Here is a 17,969-nt window from a genome sequence, read left to right on the forward strand (position 1 = left end):
CCGCAGCATGTCGATATCCACAGCTTTCCCCCTAGAGGCCAGAGCCGAGCTCTGTGATGTTGGTTTTTCCCAGCTGCGTGCGGTCATGCTGCAGCAGGCACAGGCGCATGAACTTAAGATCCTGGAGGACAGCGACAGCGCGGTCAGCATCGAGGTCACCGCCTTTGGCCAGTACCGCTTGGCGGCGCGCGGCAGTGGCACTGTCGTAACCATTACTGCCGCCCTGCCGGATCGATTGTTCATGCTGAAGGATGGGTTCTGCGATACGCTGGCACAGCTGCTGCCAGAAGCCGCTGAAAGCCTTCTCTGGACACAGAGCGCCAGCCCCTCGCAGACAGAGGTGTCGGCGCCCCGCCAGCCGGGGCAACCGCCGCAGCCCCAACTGCCGCCAAACCTGCATTTCACCACCGTGCAATCCATCACCCCCATCGGCACAGCCTTCCTGAGGGTGCAGGTGAAAGCCGATGACCTCAGCAGCTTTCAGGACGATGCGATACACTTCCGGCTGGTCCTGCCACCGGAAGGTTGCAGCGCGCCAGAATGGCCAAGCGTTTCCGCCAGTGGTGCGACCCTCTGGCCAAAGGGGGACAAGGCGCTGCATCGCCCGGTCTATACCACCCGCTGGATCGACCGGGCAGCCGGGCTGATGGCGTTTGACATCTTTTTGCACGCGGGCGGGCGCGCCACCAATTGGGTGCGCGCTGCAGCGGTTGGCGATCAACTGGCCATCGCAGGCCCCGGCGGCGGCGGGTTGGTGCAGAGCAACAAAATTGTACTGTTTGCCGATGAAACCGCTTTTCCTGCAGCGGCGCGCATTCTGGAAAACCTTTCTGCAGACAGCCAGGGGCAAATCACCCTTGTGGCCGAGCAGGGCGCGGCCTGCGGCTATCCGATCGCGGCCCCCAAAGGGGTAGAGGTGACCTGGCTGACCCGGTCCGAAGCCGGGGACATTGCCGAACGCGCCCTGACGGCCCGCACCGCCCTGCCCGACCACTTCTTCTGGTTTGCCGGTGAAAAAAGCACCGTCACCCCGGTACGTACCGCCATCAAGGCGAGCGACCCAGCCCCCGGAACCACCTATATCGCCGCCTACTGGAGCCAGCCATGACCCGCTATATTCCCCTGCCCTGCATCTGCCTAGTTGCACTGGGCACCCTGGCCACTGCGCAAGACTCCCAGCAGCCTGCCCCCGCTGCCACCAGTCCGACCCCCGTCATGACAGCGCCCAGTGTCGACAGCACCGGCGCGGGCCTGGCCCCACAGGCCCCAACAGCTGCGGCTGACGCCCCGGTCGCATCGGTCGCCGTGCCACCAGGTGCCACGGCCGTCTCAGAAGCACCGCCCGCCAGCCCGACCACCGCACCACCTGTCCCGCAGGGCGCCCCCCTGCCGGGTGCGACAGCTGCAAACGCCCCCGACACCTCCCCCTTGGGCCAGGATCAGGCATTTGTGCAACTGGCCAAGGCAAGCTCTGACAAAGCGCTGAAATTCCTGCGTGATGGCGGCCCCTCCATCTGGGCGATTGCGGCGCTCTCGGTGATTACCCTTGCCCTGATCCTGTGGAAGATCTGGCGCTTGGCGCTCATTGGGGCCTGGTCCAGGGGCAAGGCAAGACAGGCCCTTGCCGCCTATGAGGCAGGCCAGCCCGACGCGGCACTGGCCATCGTCAAGGGCCGCATGGGCATTCGTTCCAAAGTGGTCAGCGCCGGATTGGTCGCCCTGCAGCAACGCCCCGAAGCACGCGCCCGGGAAGAGGTCGCGCGGGTGGCCAAAAAGCATCTGGCCCAGGCGGCCACCGGGCTTGGCGCGCTGGAACTGATTGCCACCATCGCGCCGCTGCTTGGTCTGCTGGGCACGGTTCTGGGCATGATCGCCGCCTTTCAGGCCCTGCAGCAGGCCGGGTCCAAGGCCGATCCGGCGCTGCTGGCCGGCGGGATCTGGGAGGCGCTTTTGACCACGGCTGCCGGCATGGCGGTGGCGATCCCCGCCTCGGCTGCTCTGACCTGGTTTGAGGCTGTACTGACCCGCATCCGCCAGGACATTGAAGACAGCGCCACCCGCCTGTTCATCGCCCAAAACCCGCCAGAGCTGAAGATCGCGGCAGAGTGAGCAGATGCAGTTCAGCGATCCCCCAAGGCGCCGACGCAAGCCAAGCCTGACACCGATGATCGACGTGGTCTTTTTGCTGCTGGTCTTCTTCATGCTGGCCTCGCGCTTTGGCACAGAAGCCGTACTGGAGCTGCCTTTGGCTGGCAGAGGCGGTACCTATAGTGGTCCGCCGCGGCTGGTGGGTATCGGCGCCAACAACCTGGATCTCAACGGTGTGCCCATTGCGGAAACCCATCTGGGCGAAGCCCTGGCGCCCTTGATGGCCAAACCCGAAGATCTGGTGATCCTGCGCGGTCGCGATGCTGCCGATGTGCAGCGCATCATTGATATCACGACCCTGCTGCGCGCCGCCGGCTACAGCAATGTCGTCTTGGTAGAGTAAGGACGCAGATGGATTTTTCATCGCCCCCCCGTCGGCCACGCGCAGAATCCATCGTACCGATGATCAATGTGGTGTTTCTGCTGCTGATCTTTTTTCTGATGACATCGCGCCTGGCGCAGCCCGACCCGTTTGAGATCGTGCCCCCCAGTGCTGCGCTGGAGGCCGAAGCGGAGGCTGATCCGGTGCTGTATATCGACGCTGCGGGGCGCATGCATTTTGACGGCAGCGAAGGAGAGGCCGCGCTGGCGCGCCTGTCGCAGATTGGCGGCAAGGCCCCGGTTGTGTTGCTGCGCGCCGATGCCAAACTAGAGGCCAAGGCGCTGGCCGGCATTCTGCGCCAACTGGCCGCCGCCGGGCTTGGCCGGGCTGAACTGGTGGTAACGCCCCAATGAAACGCAGCGCCGAAGTCACCGTCTTTGCCGGGCTTGCCGCCCTGATCCATGTCAGCCTCTTTGCCACGGCACCGCAGTCGGGCGTCCAGTCCAGCGGTGCTGGTGGCGAGGCCATGGTCTCTCTCACTGCTGCAAATGCCACGGTTACCGAGATGGTGGAAGCCTGGGAACGCCCGCCACGGCCTCCGGCGACCAGTGCGGATCTCGTCACCCCCGATACGCCACCAGAGGCGCCGGAAATGCCCGAATTTCAACTGGCAGAGGCGCCGCAGGTAGCGGTGCAGATGGCCCTGCCCCAACCTGGCAGCGCCACCGTGATACAGGTTGATCTGTCAACACCCCCGCCGCCACCCGAGCCGGAACTGGCCCCCCCGCCTGAACCTGAACAAAGGCCGAAGCCCAGGCCAAAACCAGCGCCCACGCCGCCGCCCAAACAGACCGAGGCCGCGATTTCGGATCAGACGGTGGAATATCGCGCTGCCCAGCGCGCAGCCGGGGCTGGTGGCGGGGCGCAGTCCGGGGTTTCTGGTAGCAGTGAAACAGCAACACTATCCGCCGGGCGGCAGGCAAAGCTGAGGGCCGTTTGGGGGGCCAAGATCCGCTCTCGTATTGAACGGCGCAAGCGCTACCCCTCGGATGGGCGTGGCGATGGCCGGGTAGTTGTTCAGATCACCGTTGCGGCCAGCGGCGCGCTGGTCAATGTGCGCGTCGTCAAATCCTCAGGCTCTGCCGCGTTTGACCGGGCGGCGCTGAAAGCGGTCAGCCGGGCGGGCAAGTTTCCCAAGATGCCAAAGCAACTGGGCGGTGGTCACGCCAAGTTTTCCCTACCAATAAGCTTTAGCAAATAGCCCCCCGCTTGGGGATTGTGAGAGACGGATCCTATGCTTCGGCGCTGCGCAGATCTGGGCGCGCTACTCTAAACAGATACCTTCCCAGGCAACAAAAAGCCCTGCGCCCATCAATCATGGGCACAGGGGTAAGTCGTTATAAGGTTTGCGGGGTTGCGGAGGCAGGCTTCGATATCCGCCTCCGCAGGACATCTGCTTGTTCGATCAGAACTTGGAGGTCAGGGTCAGGGCCAGATTGCGCCCTTCGCCAAAATAGCAGGCCCCCGACTGGCAGGTGGAGACATAGCGCTCATCCGTGAGGTTACGGACATTCAGCGCCACCAGCCAGTTGTCCCGCCCATAAGAAACGGCGGCATCATACAGCGTATAGGACGGGGTCAGATAGGTGTTGGATCCCCCCCAGGCAGCCCCATTATAGCGCGCACCTGCGCCCAGGCTCCAACCTGCCAAGGCCCCATCAACGGGTGCATAGCTCAGCCAGAGCGAGGCAGCGTTCTGAGGCACCTGCGCGATATGATCACCATCGGCGTCTTCGGTATCGAGATAGGTATAGGCCAGGTTCACGGACAGATCGCCAAAGCGGTGGAAGGCTTCAAATTCAAAGCCCGTTGCCTTGGCCTCTCCGGTCTGCACCTGGAAGTTAGGATTGGCGGCATCCGCAACTGTCATGTTGGATTTGGTCAGATCAAAAACCGCAGCCGTCAGCAGGGTATCGGTGCCAACAGGTTGATATTTAAGGCCCAGTTCGACCTGTTCGCCACGGGTTGGTTCAAAGGGTTTGCCGTTGACATCCGCGCCGATAGCATCCTGGCGGAAGCTTTCCGCATAGCTGAGATAGGGCGCCAGACCATTGTCAAAGCGGTACAGAACCGCCGCGTTTCCGGTCCAGGCGCTGTCTGTGGCGGCCACAGTTGTCGCCCCAAAACTGCCATTGCTGGTTCCGGTTTCGATATCGCCATACCGCAGCCCCAGATCCACAAACAGACGGTCCTGGAACACCGCACGCTGCTGCACATAAAGGCCCCATTCGGTGATGGTATTGCCTGCCGTGTCGGTCACGGTGATCGGGTTGTAGCCAGTGTAGGACGGGTTGAAGGGATCAATCGGCCCAACCTGCGCGCCGTACGCCGTATCGCTATCATAATAGCCTTGGGTATAGCTGGCGCCGATGATGGTGCGCATCTCGACCCCGCCCAGCGCGTATTCAGCGGTGGCATAGCTGTCCAGCCCCCAGGTTTTCAGCTCATTCTCGGCCCGGTAAAAGGTGCGGTTGATGGTGCCATCGGGATTGTAGCGGCCAGTTCCAGTGTTATCATAGGCCCACCAGGCGTGCTGATACAGCGCTTCACCTTCCAGGTAGCGCGCGCTGGCGTTCATGCTCCATGTTGCGTTGAAACGGTGCTTGAACATCGCGGTCAAAGAACGCTGCTCAGAATTGTACAGATCAAAACCCGGTTCGCCAACAAAGGTGTCGCTGTCCAGGAAGGTGCCATTGCCAAAGCCGGTGGCAGGCAACAGCGAGCCGTAGAGAGAGGCAAACTGGATCAGCGGGCTGCCATCGTTTTTCTGGTAGTTGGCCAGCACGGTCAGTTCGGTATCATCAGTGGGACGCCAGGTGATGGAGGGCGCAAGCGCCAGGGCATCATCGGTTGAAAAATCCACCGGACCATCCGCGTCGCGCAGCAAACCGACAAAGCGATAGCGCAGCGTGCCGTCGGCGTTCAGATCACCGCTGACATCAACCCCCAGCTGGGCGCGGCTGTTCGATCCGGCCTGCAGCTGGATCATGTTGTCGCTATCCTGTGCGGCGGTTTTAGAGGTGGTATTGACCACCCCACCCACCGAGCCGCTGCCATAAAGCCCCGAGGCCGGACCTTTCAGCACTTCAACACTGTTCAGCAAGAATGGTTCGGGGCTGGTGTCATTGTAATTGCCATAGCGCGACGGCAGCCCGTCATGCAGCGTGCTGGGCCTAAAGCCGCGCAGCAGGGACCAATTGGCGCGGGCATCCTGGCCCCACTGCCCACCCAGAACGCCGGCCGAATACTGCAGCGCCTGTTCGACGTTTTGCGCACCACGTTCAGCGATCTGCTGGGCGGTGATGACCGCAACAGAGCGCGGCGTTTCGACAATCGCATCACCTGTCTTGGAGGTGGTGCCAGTGTCCAGCGCGACACTCTCGCCAAAATAGGCATCGGCGCTACCGCCGGAAACAAGGATTTCTTCGAGGGCAACAACCTGGGAAATGGCCGGCGTCGCCGCCATCAAAGCCCAGAGTGATACAGTGGTTCGGTGCAAAAACATGTCAGGTTTCCGCCTCTTCTTGCGGTTTCGGTTTTGCCTGACATTTCGCTGGGTATCTGCGCGCTACCTTCAGACGCCGACCGGGTCAAGGCAGGCGCGCGCAAGGCGTTGCTATGTTGCCGTTTCGCACCTATACCGCGCCCCCGGCGACGGCCTGTTCTGCCCTCGGGGGCGCAGGGGGCCGATCAGGAAATCTGGCGATCCTGATCCTGCCAGTAGGGTTTGCGCAGGTCGGTCTTGAGCACCTTGTTCGCCCCCGACAGCGGGAAAGGTTCTTGCCGAAATTCAACGCTGCGCGGACATTTGTAGCCGGCAATCAGCCCATGACAATGGGCCTGCAGTTCCTCGGCGGTGACACCTGCGCCGGGGTGCAGGATGACGATGGCATGCACGCTTTCACCCCATTGGTCGCTGGGGATGCCGATGACCGCGCTGGTGGCCACATCCGGGTGCTGGCTCAGGGCGTTTTCCACCTCGGCGGAATAGACATTTTCACCGCCCGATACGATCATGTCCTTCACCCGGTCCATCAAGAAGACAAAGCCGTCTGCATCCATGTAGCCGGCATCGCCCGTCATCACCCAGCCATCCACGATGGTCTTTGCCGTCACCTCTGGCTGGTTCCAATAGCCGAGCATGGTAACCGGCCCCTTGACCGCGATCTGCCCGACCTCGCCACTGGGCAGAGGCTGATGCGCGTCATCAACGATGCGGATTTCACAGACCCGTGTCGCCCGCCCAGCGGATCGCAGCTTGCCAGCCTTTGGCCCGTCAAAGACGTGGTAATCCGTGGGCAGGATCGTCGCCACCGGGCTCAGCTCTGTCTGGCCAAAAGCCTGCAGGAAGGCCACATTCGGGAATTTTTCAAAGGCCTCTTTCAGCACCCCCTCGGTGATGGGGGATGCCCCATAGGCGATCTGACGCAGTGAGGAAATATCGGTCTGCGCCAGCTTGTCGCTTTGCAGGATCATCTGCAACATGACCGGCACCAGCAGGGTCTGGTCGGGGCGGTGTTTTTCGATCGCCTCCAGGGTGGCATCTGGGGTGAAGGCGGGGATCACCACATGCGTGCCGCCCATAAAGGTCAGCGCAGAGAACCAGATCAGATCGGCGATATGGAACATTGGGGCCGCATGCAGATAGATGGTGCCATCGGTCATGTTGATGTCATGGGCGTTGGACACGCCGCCCACATAGAAATTGGTATGCGACAGCATTACCCCCTTGGGAAAGCCGGTTGTGCCACCGGTATAAAACACCCCTGCCAGATCATCGCCACCGCGCCCGGCATCGGCAACAGGATCGGCTGCCGCGATCAGATCTTCATAGTTTGCCATGCCCGCAGGCGTTGCCGCATCGCCGCAATAGATCAGGGTTTTCAAGCCAGGCACCTGCGGCTTTATCTCTTCGGCCAGTGTCTTGAAGGCCTCGTCACAGATCAGAATTTCAGCCCCAGCATCCTTTAGCGCATAGGCACATTCAGCGGCGCTCCAGCGGATGTTCATCGGCATCATGGCGCCGCCGCCCCAGACCACAGCGAAATAATACTCGATAAATCTGTCAGAGTTCAGCGAAATCAGCGCCACCCGGTCCCCCGGCTGCATCCCCTGGGCTTGCAAGGCCCCGGCCAGACGCTGCACCCGCTCCAACATCTCGCTCCAGCTTTGCTGACGCGCGCCACATATCGTGGCAATCCCGTTTGGATTGATCTGCGCGGCGCGCCGGAGGATGGAAGAGATCTGCATGATGCGAACTTTCGGTTAGTGATGCAATATTCGCGACAGATTGGGCGGAGGTCTCTGGCCCGTCAACGCCTTTGCGGGGCCCAAAAAATGCGCCACAGCCAAAGTGACGGCACGTCCTTTGCACAAGCCCGCGCAACTGGCGCATGCTTGCCCCTGCGAACGACCACAACCCTGGGGAGGGATCAGGTGAAAACGATCACAGCCGAAAATGCCGCAATCGTCTCGGAGCTGCGCGTAGCGGTGGGGGATGAAGTTGCGGCGGGCACGGTGTTGCTCGTCACTGAATTGATGAAGATGCAGCAGGATATCTGTGCGCCCTGCAGCGGCGTGGTGACCCAGGTGCATGTCAGCGCAGGCGATGAACTGCGCGGCGCGGAACCTCTGATCAGCCTTGCCCCCGCCGAGGTCAGCGCCGCGCCACGGCCCAGCCCGGACAACAGCCCGCGCGCAGATTTCACCGCCTTTGAGGCGCGTATCTCCCTACTGCGCGATGACAGCCGCCCCAAGGCCGTGGCCCGGCGGCATGCCAGCGGTGGCCGCACCGCACGCGAAAACATCACCGATCTGTTCGATCCCGGTTCGTTCACCGAATATGGTGCCCTGGCAGTGGCAGCGCAGCGCAGCACCCGCCCGCTGGATGATTTGCAGGCGCGGACCCAAGGCGATGGCATCATTTGCGGTACCGGTACCGTAGCGGGGCGCCCCGTTGCTGCAATGGCGGTTGACTACATGGTCATGGCCGGCACCCAGGGCTACAACCACCACCGCAAGATGGATCGTCTGATCGCGCTGGCCGGGCGGGACAATCTGCCCATCGTTCTGTTTGCCGAAGGCGGCGGCGGGCGGCCCAATGACCATGATGTGGCGCAGCTGGTAGTCGCCGGGTTGAACGTGCCCTCCTTTCGCCAATTTGCCGCCCATCGCGGCCCAAAAATCGGCATCGCTTCGGGCCTGTGCTTTGCCGGAAATGCCGCCCTATTTGGCGTCTGCGATCTGCGGATCGCTACCAGAAACAGCCAGATCGGCATGGGCGGCCCTGCCATGATCGAAGGCGGTGGCCTTGGCGTTTTCAAACCGCAAGAGATCGGCCCCTGCGACGTGCAGACGGCAAACGGCGTAATCGATCTGCTGACCGCCGATGAAGCCGAGGCCGTCGCCCAGGCCAAGACCCTGCTGTCCCTGCCAAACGTGACCAAAGCGCATGTGGCAGATGCGCCGGTTGCGGCCCTGCGATCAGTGGTACCAGCGGACCGGACCCGCGCCTATGATATGCGCAACGCGCTTGGCGCGCTTCTTGATCCGGGCACCTTGCTGGAACTGCGTCGCGGATTTGGCACCGGGATGATCACCGGTTTTGGCCGCATCAATGGCCGCGCGGTTGGCATCCTGGCCAATAACCCACTGCATCTGGGCGGTGCCATCGACGCCCCTGCCGCCGACAAAGGCGCGCGGTTCCTGCAGCTCTGCGATAGTTGGGGGCTGCCGGTTGTGACGCTTTGCGACACCCCCGGTTTCATGGTCGGCCCAGAGATCGAGGCCACCGGCCAGGTGGCGCATGTGTCGCGCCTGTTTCTGGCCGGGGCGCATTTCTCGCAACCGCTGGTCACCTTGATTCTGCGCAAGGCCTATGGGCTGGGGGCAATGGCCATGGCAGGCGGCGGGTTTGACCGACCGCATTATTGCTGTGCCTGGCCCAGTGGCGAAGTGGGGGCCATGGGGCTAGAGGGCGCGGTAAAGCTGGGCCAGCGTGCCCAGCTAGAGGCTATCCAGGATCCGGTAGCCCGCGAGGCGGAATACCGGCGTCTGGTTGATGCGCTTTATGAAAACGGCGCGGCGCTGAACGCCGCCAGCCTGTTGGAATTCGACGCCGTGATCGACCCGGGCGAAAGCCGGGCCGAAATCAGCCGCGCCCTGGCCTGCGCCGGGCCCAGCACCCCCGCAGCCCGCTATGTCGATGCCTGGTGAGCCGGGCTGCATCGCCACTGGGCCAGCCGTTAGGTGGTGGCGACAATCCAGTTCGGGCGAATGCCCGACTTGGCAATATAGGGGGCAACATCATGGCCGCGAAACAGCCCGTGGTCGGTGATCAGGATGGTGCCGATCCCCGCAGCTGCCCCGCCCAGAACATCGGTATGCAGGGTGTCCCCCACCATGGCGATCCGCCCACGCGGCAGATCGCCCAACCGCGCCAGAGCCCTGTCAAAGGCATTGCCAAAAGGTTTGCCGAAAAAATCAGCCCGCCCGCCGGTGGCCTCGGTCACATCATGGGCAAACAGGCCCGGTTCAAGCGACAGACCATCCTCACGCGGGGCCACAAGATCAGGATTGGCCACCACCAGCGGCCGCGGGTTGTCGCGCAGCGCCTGTATCAGCATCGCGGTATTATCCGCGCCCCAACCGGCGTTCGACAATAGTAGAATGCCACCTGCCCGGTGCAACAAATCAGGATCATCCGCCAGATGTTCAATCTGCACCCCCGCAGGGGCATCGCTGAAATCATCCTCTGGTGCGGCGGCCGCGCCCCAGACCTGCCCCGCAGGCAGTTGCGGCAGCCCGGCAAAGGCCACATCGCGGCTCGACACCACCTCATCAGCGGTGAAATCGAACCCAAGCCGATGATACTTGGCCAGAACCTCTGCGCGGGTGTAACTGGCCGCATTGGTCAGAACCAGCAGCCGTTTACCCAATGCGCGCAGCTGGGCCATGCGTTCAACTGCGCCATCAATCGCGGTTTCGCCCCGATTCAGCACGCCAAAAGCATCCAGCACATAGGCATCATAATCGGCAATGGTATCGCCTAAATCCTGCCCCTGCCGACTCTGGGCTGGGAAGCTGGCCTGCGGCAGCAATGCCCGCACGCTTTCATATCGGTCAAAAGCCCAGTTGGTGTTGGTCATCTTGTCCATGTCTTTCTGTCGCTGCGGGTCTTGGGGCTGGCGGCTCCATTTGCCCCGGTTCACCCGGATGCACAAGCCCAGCAAAATAAAAAGGCCCGGCAGTGCATGAGATGCAGCTGCCGGGCCTGGATCATGTCATATTGCCCCGGTTCACAGGATTTTCTTGCGCAGATAGGACGACACGACCTCGCCAAAGACCACCAGTGCCAGGATGGTCAAAAGCACCATAGAGACCTCGGGCCAGTTGAAGGTATCAATCGCCCCTTGCAGGATCATGCCGATGCCACCTGCACCGACCAGGCCAAGAACGGTAGATTCACGCAGGTTGATGTCCCAGCGCAGAATGGCCACCGCAAAGAAGGCAGGCATCACCTGGGGCACAATGGCATAAAGCACGATCTTGAACCGCGACGCGCCGCAGGCCTCCAGGGCTTCAACCGGCTTGTGGTCGATTTCCTCGATGGCTTCGCCCAACAGTTTGCCCAGGAACCCGATAGAGCGGAACATGATCGCCACGATCCCCGCGACGATGCCGGGTCCAAAGATCGCCACGAAAAGCAGCGCCCAGATGATGGTATTCACCGACCGGGACGACACCAGGATAAACCGGCCAATCCACAGGGCGACGCGGTTGGGCGTGGTGTTCTGTGCGGAAATATAGGCCACTGGCAGTGACACAACCACCGCGATCATGGTCGCAAGGGTGGCGATATTCACGGTCTGCCAGATCGCTTCCAGGATCGAGGGCAGATTGCTGGGGTCTGGCGGCATCATGCGGCCAAACAAATCGCCCATCTGCCGGGGGGAATCCCAGACCCATTCCCAGATGACATCAATGCTGCCCAGTGCCCAGCCAACCAACAGCAGGGTCAAGGCCAGACCGCCATAGCGCATCATGCGCTGGCGCAGGGTGAAACGGGACCAGTGATCCAGTGTGTTTTGCAAAGGTTGAGTGCTCATCATGCAATCCGCTTCCTGACAAATCCGCTCACCGCTTCAGAGATGAGGATGACACCAACGATGACCATGGTGATCGCCAGGGCAAAATCGTAGTCATAGCGCCCAAAGGCATTGGCCAGCGTGGCACCGATGCCGCCCGCGCCCACAATGCCCACAACAGCCGAAGCCCGCAGGTTGCTGTCCAGCTGATAGATCCCCAGGCCAACAAGGCGCGGCATGATCTGCGGCAGCACCGCATAGACCAGCGTCGCAATGAAACCTGCCCCGGCAGAGCGCATCGCCTCCACCTGGCCAAAGTCGATCTCTTCGATCCGTTCGGCCAGAAGTTTGGCAACAAAACCAATGGAATAGACCACCAGCGTCAGCGCCCCGGCAAAGGGACCAAAGCCAACCGCCTTCACAAAGATGATCGCCACGATCACCGGGTGGAAACTGCGCGCCACGATGATGATGGCACGGCCCAGAAAATAGACCGGTTTGATGGCAATATTGCCCGCCGCCATAAAGGCCAGCGGCACCGACAGCGCAACGCCGCCCACCGTGGCAAGAATGGCGATTTTCAGGCTTTCAAGAAAGCCGTCGATCAGCAGGCCAGAGCGTTCAAAATTGGGCGGAAAGGCACCGTTGAAAATCCGCTGCGCGCGGGTCATGCCATCGGCGACCCGGTCCCAGTCGATCGGCAGCGTCGCCATGGTGGCGACAAAGTAGATCAGTACCGCGCCATACAGGCCATAGCGCAGTAGCGGATTGGCGATAAAGGGCGGCTTGCGCCAGGTGTCTTTTGCTCCGCTCATGCCTCTGCTCCAGCCGCGGCCCCAACTGCGGCGCGATCCATCGCCGGAACCCCGGCATAGATTTCGTCCATTTCTGCCGTGGTCAGCTTTGCTGGCAGATCATCAAAGATGATCCGGCCATAGCGCATCCCGACGATGCGGTCGCTGTATTCCTTGGCCTCGGTCACGTTGTGGATGTTGATGATCACCGGCAGCTTCAGCTCGCTGGCCAGATCGCGCAGCAGCGACATGATCTGTTCAGATGTCTTGGGATCAAGCGAAGCCGTGGGTTCATCCGCCAGCAGAATTTCCGGCCGTTGCATCAAAGCGCGCACCACGCCAACCCGCTGACGTTCGCCGCCCGACAGCTCATCCGCGCGCTTGTTGGCGTAATGGGCAATGCCGACCCGCTCCATCAGTTCATAGGCGTGGCGGATGTCGTCGCGCGGATAGCGCCGGGTCAGCGCCGCCCAAGTCGAGATATAGCCCAGTCGGCCGGACTGGACATTTTCCATGACCGTGAGGCGATCAATCAGGTTAAAGCCCTGGAACACCATACCAATACGGCGGCGTGCGGCGCGCAGATCCCGGCGGTTCAAGGTGGTGAATTCGGTGCCGTTCAGATCAATGGATCCAGAGGTCGGTTCAACCAGCCGGTTGATACAACGCAACAGCGTGCTTTTGCCCGCCCCGGAAGAGCCAATGACAGAGGTCAGCTGGTCGCCCTCTACGGTCAGGTCCAGCTCTTTCAGAACGGGATCGCCGGATCCATAGCGTTTGGTCAATTTGGAGATTTTTAGCATGATGGTCTTTCGGACAAGAGCCAGCCGCCCCCGCAAGGGGGATCCAAGCGGCGCAGAGTTGAAGTGGCAATAGCGGACAAAGGGGCGAAACAGGCCTGGGGCAGTGTCACCCGGTCGGCGCTGTCTTGGCCGACCGGGTGGATGGTTTGGGCGGAATTACTTCCCGGCAAGACCCTGTGGTGTGTATTCCACACCATTGGATCCCTGGATCTGACGGATCACAGCCCACTGATCTTTGTAGGTGATCGGGATGAACTTGCTGACGCCTGCGAACTCATCGCCCAGCTTGGTGCCGGCAAAATCAAAGGTGAAGAAGGCTTCCTTGATCTTTTCAGCCAGCGCGGGGTCGAGGTTATGCGCCAGGTTGAAAGAGGTCGTTGGGAAGGGATCGCTTTCCCAGATCTTGCGTACATCTGCGGTGTCATAGAGACCGCGCTCGGCCATGCGGTCCACGACTTCCGACGCAACAGGTGCCGCATCGTAGTCGCCAGCAACCACGCCCAGCATCGACTGATCGTGCGAGCCGGAATAGACCACTTCATAATCCTTGTCGGGTTCGACACCCAGATCGGGGAACAGGGCACGTGGGGCCTGGTTGCCCGAGTTGGAGGTGGGAGAGGTATGCGCCACACGGCGGCCAGCCAGATCGGCGACGGTCTTGATGTCGCTATCGGCCTGGGTAAAGACCTGCAGCTTATAGCCGAACTGGCCGTCTTCAGCGCCCATGATGGCAAAGGGAACCGCGCCGGCAAGGTTCACGGCAAAGGGGGTCGGCCCGGTAGAGAAACCTGCAACATGTAGACGGCCAGAGCGCATGGCCTCAACCTCGGCAGAGTTGGACTGCACCGCAAAGAACTGCACGTCCTTGCCGGTGGTCTCTTCCAGATGGGTGATGAACGGCGCCCAGATATCGGCGTAAACCGCAGGGTCTTCAACCGGAGTGTAGGCAAAGACCAGGGTGTCCGGGTTGCTCAGCTTGGCGGGATCGGTGGGGGTATCCGCAACCAGATCGCCATTGGCATCGCAATACAGCACATCAAGCGCACCGCGGGTTTCACAGTTTTCGGCAGCTGCTGCAGCGATTGCGCTCACTGACAGGATGCCCAGCGCCGTTGCGGCACGGGTGATAAATTTCGTCATGGTGTCCTCCCTTAATACGCCGGGCCCGCACTGCGACTAAGCAAGCGGGATTCAGCGCTGACGCCTCACGATAGAAGCGCGGCCACAGCAGAGGCGAGGCGTCTTCTGTTAATGGAACAGCCGAAACGGCGGTTTCATGTTAACAGTATTACAATCGTTGCCGGATGCTCTTAATATTTAGCTGAATTTACGGCACTCAGGTGAAAGCGCCCGTTTACTGCGGCACCAGAGGCGGCGCACCATCACAGGAACGCCGGCAACAACAAAGGAAACGCGCAATGCAGGCAGACAGAGCCGAGCCGCTGATTGCCATTGTCGATGACGACGCCAATGTACGCGACACGCTGTCTGCCTTGATGCGCGATAGCGGCTTTGATGCTGTCTGCTGCCCGGATATCCCCGCCTTTCTGGCGCTTGGTGATCCGCCGCAGGTGGATCTGGCGCTGATTGACCTGCGCCTGCGCGGTGAAAGCGGCCTGACCCTGGCGATCCATATCCGCGAACGCTATGAGATCCCGATTGTGATGCTGACCGGTGTTGGTGATGAGATCGACAAGATCATCGGGCTGGAGACCGGCGCCGACGACTATATGATAAAACCTTTCAACCCGCGCGAACTGGTTGCCCGCATCCGCGCCGTGCTGCGCCGCTATGGCCATGGGACCACCAGGCCCAGCGCCGCCCCCGATCAGGAAATCGCCTTTGGCACCATGCGTCTGGACGTGCAATCGCGCCGCCTGCTGGATGGCCAGGGCGAAGAAATCCCCCTGACCAATGCTGAATACCGCCTGCTGGAATATTTTGCCCAGAACCCCAACCGCATCATCCCACGGCCAGAATTGCTGGAAAAGCTGGGCTCTGACATGCAGCGCTATGTCGACCGCACCATTGATGTGCTGATCCTGCGCCTGCGCCGCAAGATCGAGGCGGTGCCTTCCAAGCCGGTGCATCTGCAGACCCGCCGTGCCCAGGGCTATATCTTCCAGCTCTCGCCGGTTTGATCCCATGATGCCCGCCTTCCCCCGTCTTAGCGTCCGCTTTCGCCTCTCTGCGGCGATTGCCGTGCTTTTTGGCCTGATCCTGCTGGTCAGCCTGATTGGCATCCGGGTGTTGAACCGCACGGAATTCTGGATGAACGTGCTGCATCAGGACACCCTGGCAGAGGTCTCTGATGCGCTGGATCTATCGCGGATCTCGGCGGATCTGGCAAGCTCGGCCCCGTTTCTCTACGCGCTGTTCCCGCCCTTTCAGCTGGAACAAGAAGCCCAAAACGTGTTGAAAAACTTGGAAAACATCGAAAAGTATGCGCGGGATGACCCGGAATTGGCCCTGCCCCTGGCGCGGCTGCGGCTGGCGATTGACGATCTGACCACGGCACTTGTGCCACAGACCGCGCGGAAGGCAGCACTCACCGCGATTGATCGCGATCTGGTGCGGCTGAACCAGCGCATCCGCCGCCTGGCCCGCGATGCAACCCGTCCACTGGCAGAACGCGAGGTCTGGGCCGGGCTGCAACAGATGGCCACCAGCGCCCTGGGCGCCGGGCGGGCAAGCGCCCTGATCGAACTGGGCGATTTCAATCGCCGCTACACCAAGGACCGCGGCTATATTGCGCCGCGCCTGAGAGCACCACACCAGGTAACCTTTGATGAAATTCAGGATGTTATCCAGCGCAACGACAGCCTGTTTGCCCTAAAACATCGCGAAATCGCCGCCCGGCTTGATGCCGAAAACGCGTTGTTTCGCATCCGCCAAGAGACCAGCCGGATCACCCGTTTTGCCGAAGGCAAGGTCGCCCAGGCAGAGGCCCGCCTGTCACAGGCCCGCGCCGAGACCTCCGATAACCTCGGGATCGCCAAGAATACCTTTCTGGCCCTCACCCTGATGAGCCTGCTGGTGGCGGTGACCTCGTCGCTCTATGTCTCGCGCTATGTGGCGCGCAACCTGCACCGCATTGCCGATGCCATGCGCCGGTTGGCTGCCGGCAACCACAGTGCCGCCCTGCCGCGTGGCCCCAGCTCGGAAGATGAAATCGGCCAGCTGTTTGCAGCCTTTCGCGTCTTTCGTGAAAACGCCCGTAAGCTGGATCGGCGCACCAACCAGATCCGCCACCAGAACGCCCTGTTTTCAAGGGTGTTTCGTAATATCACAGATGGGGTGGCGATTGCCTCGGCGACGGGCTGGATTGAGGCGGAAAACGACAATCTGCGCCAATTGCTGCGGCTGGCACAGGCAGCCCCCGATGCGCAGGACCGGATGCAGGATCTGATCGCGCAGTCGTCCTTTGTGCGCCAGGCCAGCGCCGGAGAGCGCGGCGGCTTTGAGGAATATGTCGATCCCACCGGCAATGTGCTGGAGATGCGCCATTCCCCCCTGCCCGATGGTGGCGTGGTCTGGTTGCTGTCGGAAACCACCGAACGCAAGAAGGTCGAGGAACGGCTGGAAGAAATTCGCCGGATCGAAACTCTGGGCAAGGTTTCGGGTGAAATCGCCCATGATTTTGGCAATATCCTATCCAGCATTTCTGGTAACCTACACCTGCTGGAGGGGGCGGATTCGCAACAGGCGCGCCATTTCCGCACCCGCATCCGATCAGCTGTGGATCTGGGCGTGTCCCTGACGGAACGGTTGCTGGCCTTTGCCCGCAAGCAGCATCTGGAACCTCAGGTGACAGATATCGGCCTGCTGATCGACGGCATGGTTGATCTGTTGGAAATCGCCCTGCCCAGCACCGTGACCATCCAGCTAGAGCTTAGCAACAGCCCGGTTCTGGCCCGCATTGATCCGGGCCAGCTGGAAAGCGCGGTGCTCAACCTTTGCGTCAATGCCGGCCAGGCGATCAGCGGGGCTGGAACCATCAGCCTGCGAGTGGATGAAAACACCGACGGCGGTGCGCGGCTCACCATGCGCGACAGCGGTTCTGGCATGCCACCAGAGGTGCTGCGGCGCGCAACAGAGCCGTTTTTCACCCATCGCGATGGCGGCAATGGCACCGGGCTTGGGCTGTCCATGGTGGATGGTTTTGTGCATCAATCAGGCGGTGAGCTGACCCTGACATCGCGCACCGCCCCGCCCGAACAGGGCACCACCGTCACCCTGTGCTTTCCGCCCCTGACCGACGAAACCCCGCGCGCAGATCCGCTGCCAACACAGCGCAGCGCCCTAGTGGTGGATGACGATCAGGCCTATCTCGCCTCGACCGCCACCACCCTAGAGCGTCTCGGCTATCAGGTGCTCCGCGCGGCCTCTTTTGCCGAGGGCACCGCCCAGCTGCGCCAACAGGATCAGCTGGATCTGATTATCAGTGATCTCAACCTCGACAGCGGTGCCTCGGGATGGGAGGTTTTGCAGCTTGGCCATCAGCTGTTTCCCGACTGCCAGCTGGCGCTGATGTCCACCCGCGAAACCAGCCGCACCCCCAAGGCCCTGGCGAATGCGCCGCACCTGACGCGGCTGACCAAACCTGTAAGCGACACCCGGATGCGTGATCTTGTTGCTGCGCGCTAGGGTCAGGCGGCTGTTTCCAAGTCACAACACCCGCTAGATCAGCAGCAAAGAGCCCCCATTGCCGCGCTCGATGCCCTTATCTTTCTGGCGGGCTGCATTCGATCCCCCC

Annotated in this window: 15 protein-coding genes; 8 read left to right on the forward strand and 7 right to left on the reverse strand. The window is 61.7% G+C overall.

Features of this window, described 5'->3' with window-relative positions; genetic code table 11:
- Window positions 1-7 precede the first annotated feature (7 nt).
- Genes P2081_RS01610 through P2081_RS01630 form a run of 5 tightly spaced genes read left to right on the forward strand, consistent with a single transcriptional unit; the run spans window position 8 to window position 3,731 of the window.
- Window positions 8-1,108, forward strand: a complete 1,101-nt coding sequence (locus tag P2081_RS01610; protein WP_278921122.1) for a siderophore-interacting protein — start codon at window positions 8-10, stop codon at window positions 1,106-1,108.
- Window positions 1,105-2,109, forward strand: coding sequence for a MotA/TolQ/ExbB proton channel family protein (locus tag P2081_RS01615; RefSeq protein WP_278921123.1), 1,005 nt, complete (start codon window positions 1,105-1,107; stop codon window positions 2,107-2,109). The genes P2081_RS01610 and P2081_RS01615 overlap by 4 nt, the downstream gene beginning before the upstream one ends.
- A gap of 4 nt (window positions 2,110-2,113) precedes the next feature.
- The gene (locus P2081_RS01620; RefSeq protein WP_278921124.1) at window positions 2,114-2,491 is read left to right on the forward strand and encodes an ExbD/TolR family protein; all 378 of its coding nucleotides are present in this window, start codon (window positions 2,114-2,116) and stop codon (window positions 2,489-2,491) included.
- Window positions 2,492-2,499: 8 nt separating this feature from the next.
- Entirely contained in the window at window positions 2,500-2,883 is a 384-nt protein-coding gene (locus P2081_RS01625; RefSeq protein WP_278921125.1) for an ExbD/TolR family protein, read from the forward strand.
- Window positions 2,880-3,731 (forward strand): energy transducer TonB, encoded by an 852-nt coding sequence (locus P2081_RS01630; protein WP_278921126.1) that lies wholly within the window; start codon window positions 2,880-2,882, stop codon window positions 3,729-3,731. The genes P2081_RS01625 and P2081_RS01630 overlap by 4 nt, the downstream gene beginning before the upstream one ends.
- Before the next feature lie 204 nt (window positions 3,732-3,935).
- On the opposite strand, the gene P2081_RS01635 is transcribed toward P2081_RS01630, so the two are convergent.
- The gene (locus P2081_RS01635) at window positions 3,936-6,035 is read right to left on the reverse strand and encodes a TonB-dependent siderophore receptor (protein ID WP_278921127.1); all 2,100 of its coding nucleotides are present in this window, start codon (window positions 6,033-6,035) and stop codon (window positions 3,936-3,938) included.
- 185 nt (window positions 6,036-6,220) lie between these two features.
- Complete coding sequence (locus P2081_RS01640; protein ID WP_278921128.1) at window positions 6,221-7,780, reverse strand: acyl-CoA synthetase; 1,560 nt, start codon at window positions 7,778-7,780, stop codon at window positions 6,221-6,223.
- A gap of 186 nt (window positions 7,781-7,966) precedes the next feature.
- Here P2081_RS01640 and P2081_RS01645 point away from each other — a divergent pair, with 186 nt between their 5' ends.
- Complete coding sequence (locus tag P2081_RS01645) at window positions 7,967-9,745, forward strand: carboxyl transferase domain-containing protein (RefSeq protein ID WP_278921129.1); 1,779 nt, start codon at window positions 7,967-7,969, stop codon at window positions 9,743-9,745.
- Between the two features lie 29 nt (window positions 9,746-9,774).
- Here the strand turns inward: P2081_RS01645 and P2081_RS01650 are convergent, their stop codons facing one another.
- The 5 genes from P2081_RS01650 to phnD all read right to left on the reverse strand — a co-directional run bounded on the left by P2081_RS01650 (window position 9,775) and on the right by phnD (window position 14,353).
- Complete coding sequence (locus P2081_RS01650; RefSeq protein ID WP_278921446.1) at window positions 9,775-10,677, reverse strand: HAD-IIA family hydrolase; 903 nt, start codon at window positions 10,675-10,677, stop codon at window positions 9,775-9,777.
- A 150-nt stretch (window positions 10,678-10,827) separates the two neighbouring features.
- On the reverse strand, window positions 10,828-11,640 hold the full coding sequence (phnE, locus tag P2081_RS01655) for a phosphonate ABC transporter, permease protein PhnE (protein WP_417699826.1): 813 nt from the start codon (window positions 11,638-11,640) through the stop codon (window positions 10,828-10,830).
- Window positions 11,637-12,431: a phosphonate ABC transporter, permease protein PhnE gene (gene phnE / locus P2081_RS01660; RefSeq protein WP_278921130.1), complete on the reverse strand. Its 795-nt coding sequence runs from the start codon at window positions 12,429-12,431 to the stop codon at window positions 11,637-11,639. The genes phnE (P2081_RS01655) and phnE (P2081_RS01660) overlap by 4 nt, the downstream gene beginning before the upstream one ends.
- Window positions 12,428-13,213, reverse strand: a complete 786-nt coding sequence (phnC, locus tag P2081_RS01665) for a phosphonate ABC transporter ATP-binding protein (protein WP_278921131.1) — start codon at window positions 13,211-13,213, stop codon at window positions 12,428-12,430. The genes phnE (P2081_RS01660) and phnC overlap by 4 nt, the downstream gene beginning before the upstream one ends.
- A 156-nt stretch (window positions 13,214-13,369) precedes the next feature.
- A complete protein-coding gene (gene phnD / locus P2081_RS01670; protein ID WP_278921132.1) occupies window positions 13,370-14,353 on the reverse strand; it encodes a phosphate/phosphite/phosphonate ABC transporter substrate-binding protein in 984 nt (327 codons plus the stop codon).
- Between the two features lie 278 nt (window positions 14,354-14,631).
- On the opposite strand from phnD, the gene P2081_RS01675 reads away from it, so the two are divergent.
- Both P2081_RS01675 and P2081_RS01680 read left to right on the forward strand, forming a co-directional pair.
- A complete protein-coding gene (locus tag P2081_RS01675; protein WP_278921133.1) occupies window positions 14,632-15,354 on the forward strand; it encodes a response regulator in 723 nt (240 codons plus the stop codon).
- Window positions 15,355-15,361: 7 nt separating this feature from the next.
- A complete protein-coding gene (locus tag P2081_RS01680) occupies window positions 15,362-17,860 on the forward strand; it encodes an ATP-binding protein (RefSeq protein WP_278921134.1) in 2,499 nt (832 codons plus the stop codon).
- Window positions 17,861-17,969 lie beyond the last annotated feature (109 nt).

Source organism: Pseudophaeobacter profundi, assembly GCF_029697505.1.
GTDB classification, from domain to species: domain Bacteria; phylum Pseudomonadota; class Alphaproteobacteria; order Rhodobacterales; family Rhodobacteraceae; genus Pseudophaeobacter; species Pseudophaeobacter profundi.

Bases quoted from the DNA above. Each gene is read 5' to 3' on its own strand.
- P2081_RS01610 (WP_278921122.1), top strand. From the start codon at position 8: ATGTCGATATCCACAGCTTTCCCCCTAGAGGCCAGAGCCGAGCTCTGT.
- P2081_RS01615 (WP_278921123.1), top strand. From the start codon at position 1,105: ATGACCCGCTATATTCCCCTGCCCTGCATCTGCCTAGTTGCACTGGGC.
- P2081_RS01620 (WP_278921124.1), top strand. From the start codon at position 2,114: ATGCAGTTCAGCGATCCCCCAAGGCGCCGACGCAAGCCAAGCCTGACA.
- P2081_RS01625 (WP_278921125.1), top strand. From the start codon at position 2,500: ATGGATTTTTCATCGCCCCCCCGTCGGCCACGCGCAGAATCCATCGTA.
- P2081_RS01630 (WP_278921126.1), top strand. From the start codon at position 2,880: ATGAAACGCAGCGCCGAAGTCACCGTCTTTGCCGGGCTTGCCGCCCTG.
- P2081_RS01635 (WP_278921127.1), bottom strand. From the start codon at position 6,035: ATGTTTTTGCACCGAACCACTGTATCACTCTGGGCTTTGATGGCGGCG.
- P2081_RS01640 (WP_278921128.1), bottom strand. From the start codon at position 7,780: ATGCAGATCTCTTCCATCCTCCGGCGCGCCGCGCAGATCAATCCAAAC.
- P2081_RS01650 (WP_278921446.1), bottom strand. From the start codon at position 10,677: ATGACCAACACCAACTGGGCTTTTGACCGATATGAAAGCGTGCGGGCA.
- phnE (WP_417699826.1), bottom strand. From the start codon at position 11,640: ATGATGAGCACTCAACCTTTGCAAAACACACTGGATCACTGGTCCCGT.
- phnE (WP_278921130.1), bottom strand. From the start codon at position 12,431: ATGAGCGGAGCAAAAGACACCTGGCGCAAGCCGCCCTTTATCGCCAAT.
- phnC (WP_278921131.1), bottom strand. From the start codon at position 13,213: ATGCTAAAAATCTCCAAATTGACCAAACGCTATGGATCCGGCGATCCC.
- phnD (WP_278921132.1), bottom strand. From the start codon at position 14,353: ATGACGAAATTTATCACCCGTGCCGCAACGGCGCTGGGCATCCTGTCA.
- P2081_RS01675 (WP_278921133.1), top strand. From the start codon at position 14,632: ATGCAGGCAGACAGAGCCGAGCCGCTGATTGCCATTGTCGATGACGAC.
- P2081_RS01680 (WP_278921134.1), top strand. From the start codon at position 15,362: ATGCCCGCCTTCCCCCGTCTTAGCGTCCGCTTTCGCCTCTCTGCGGCG.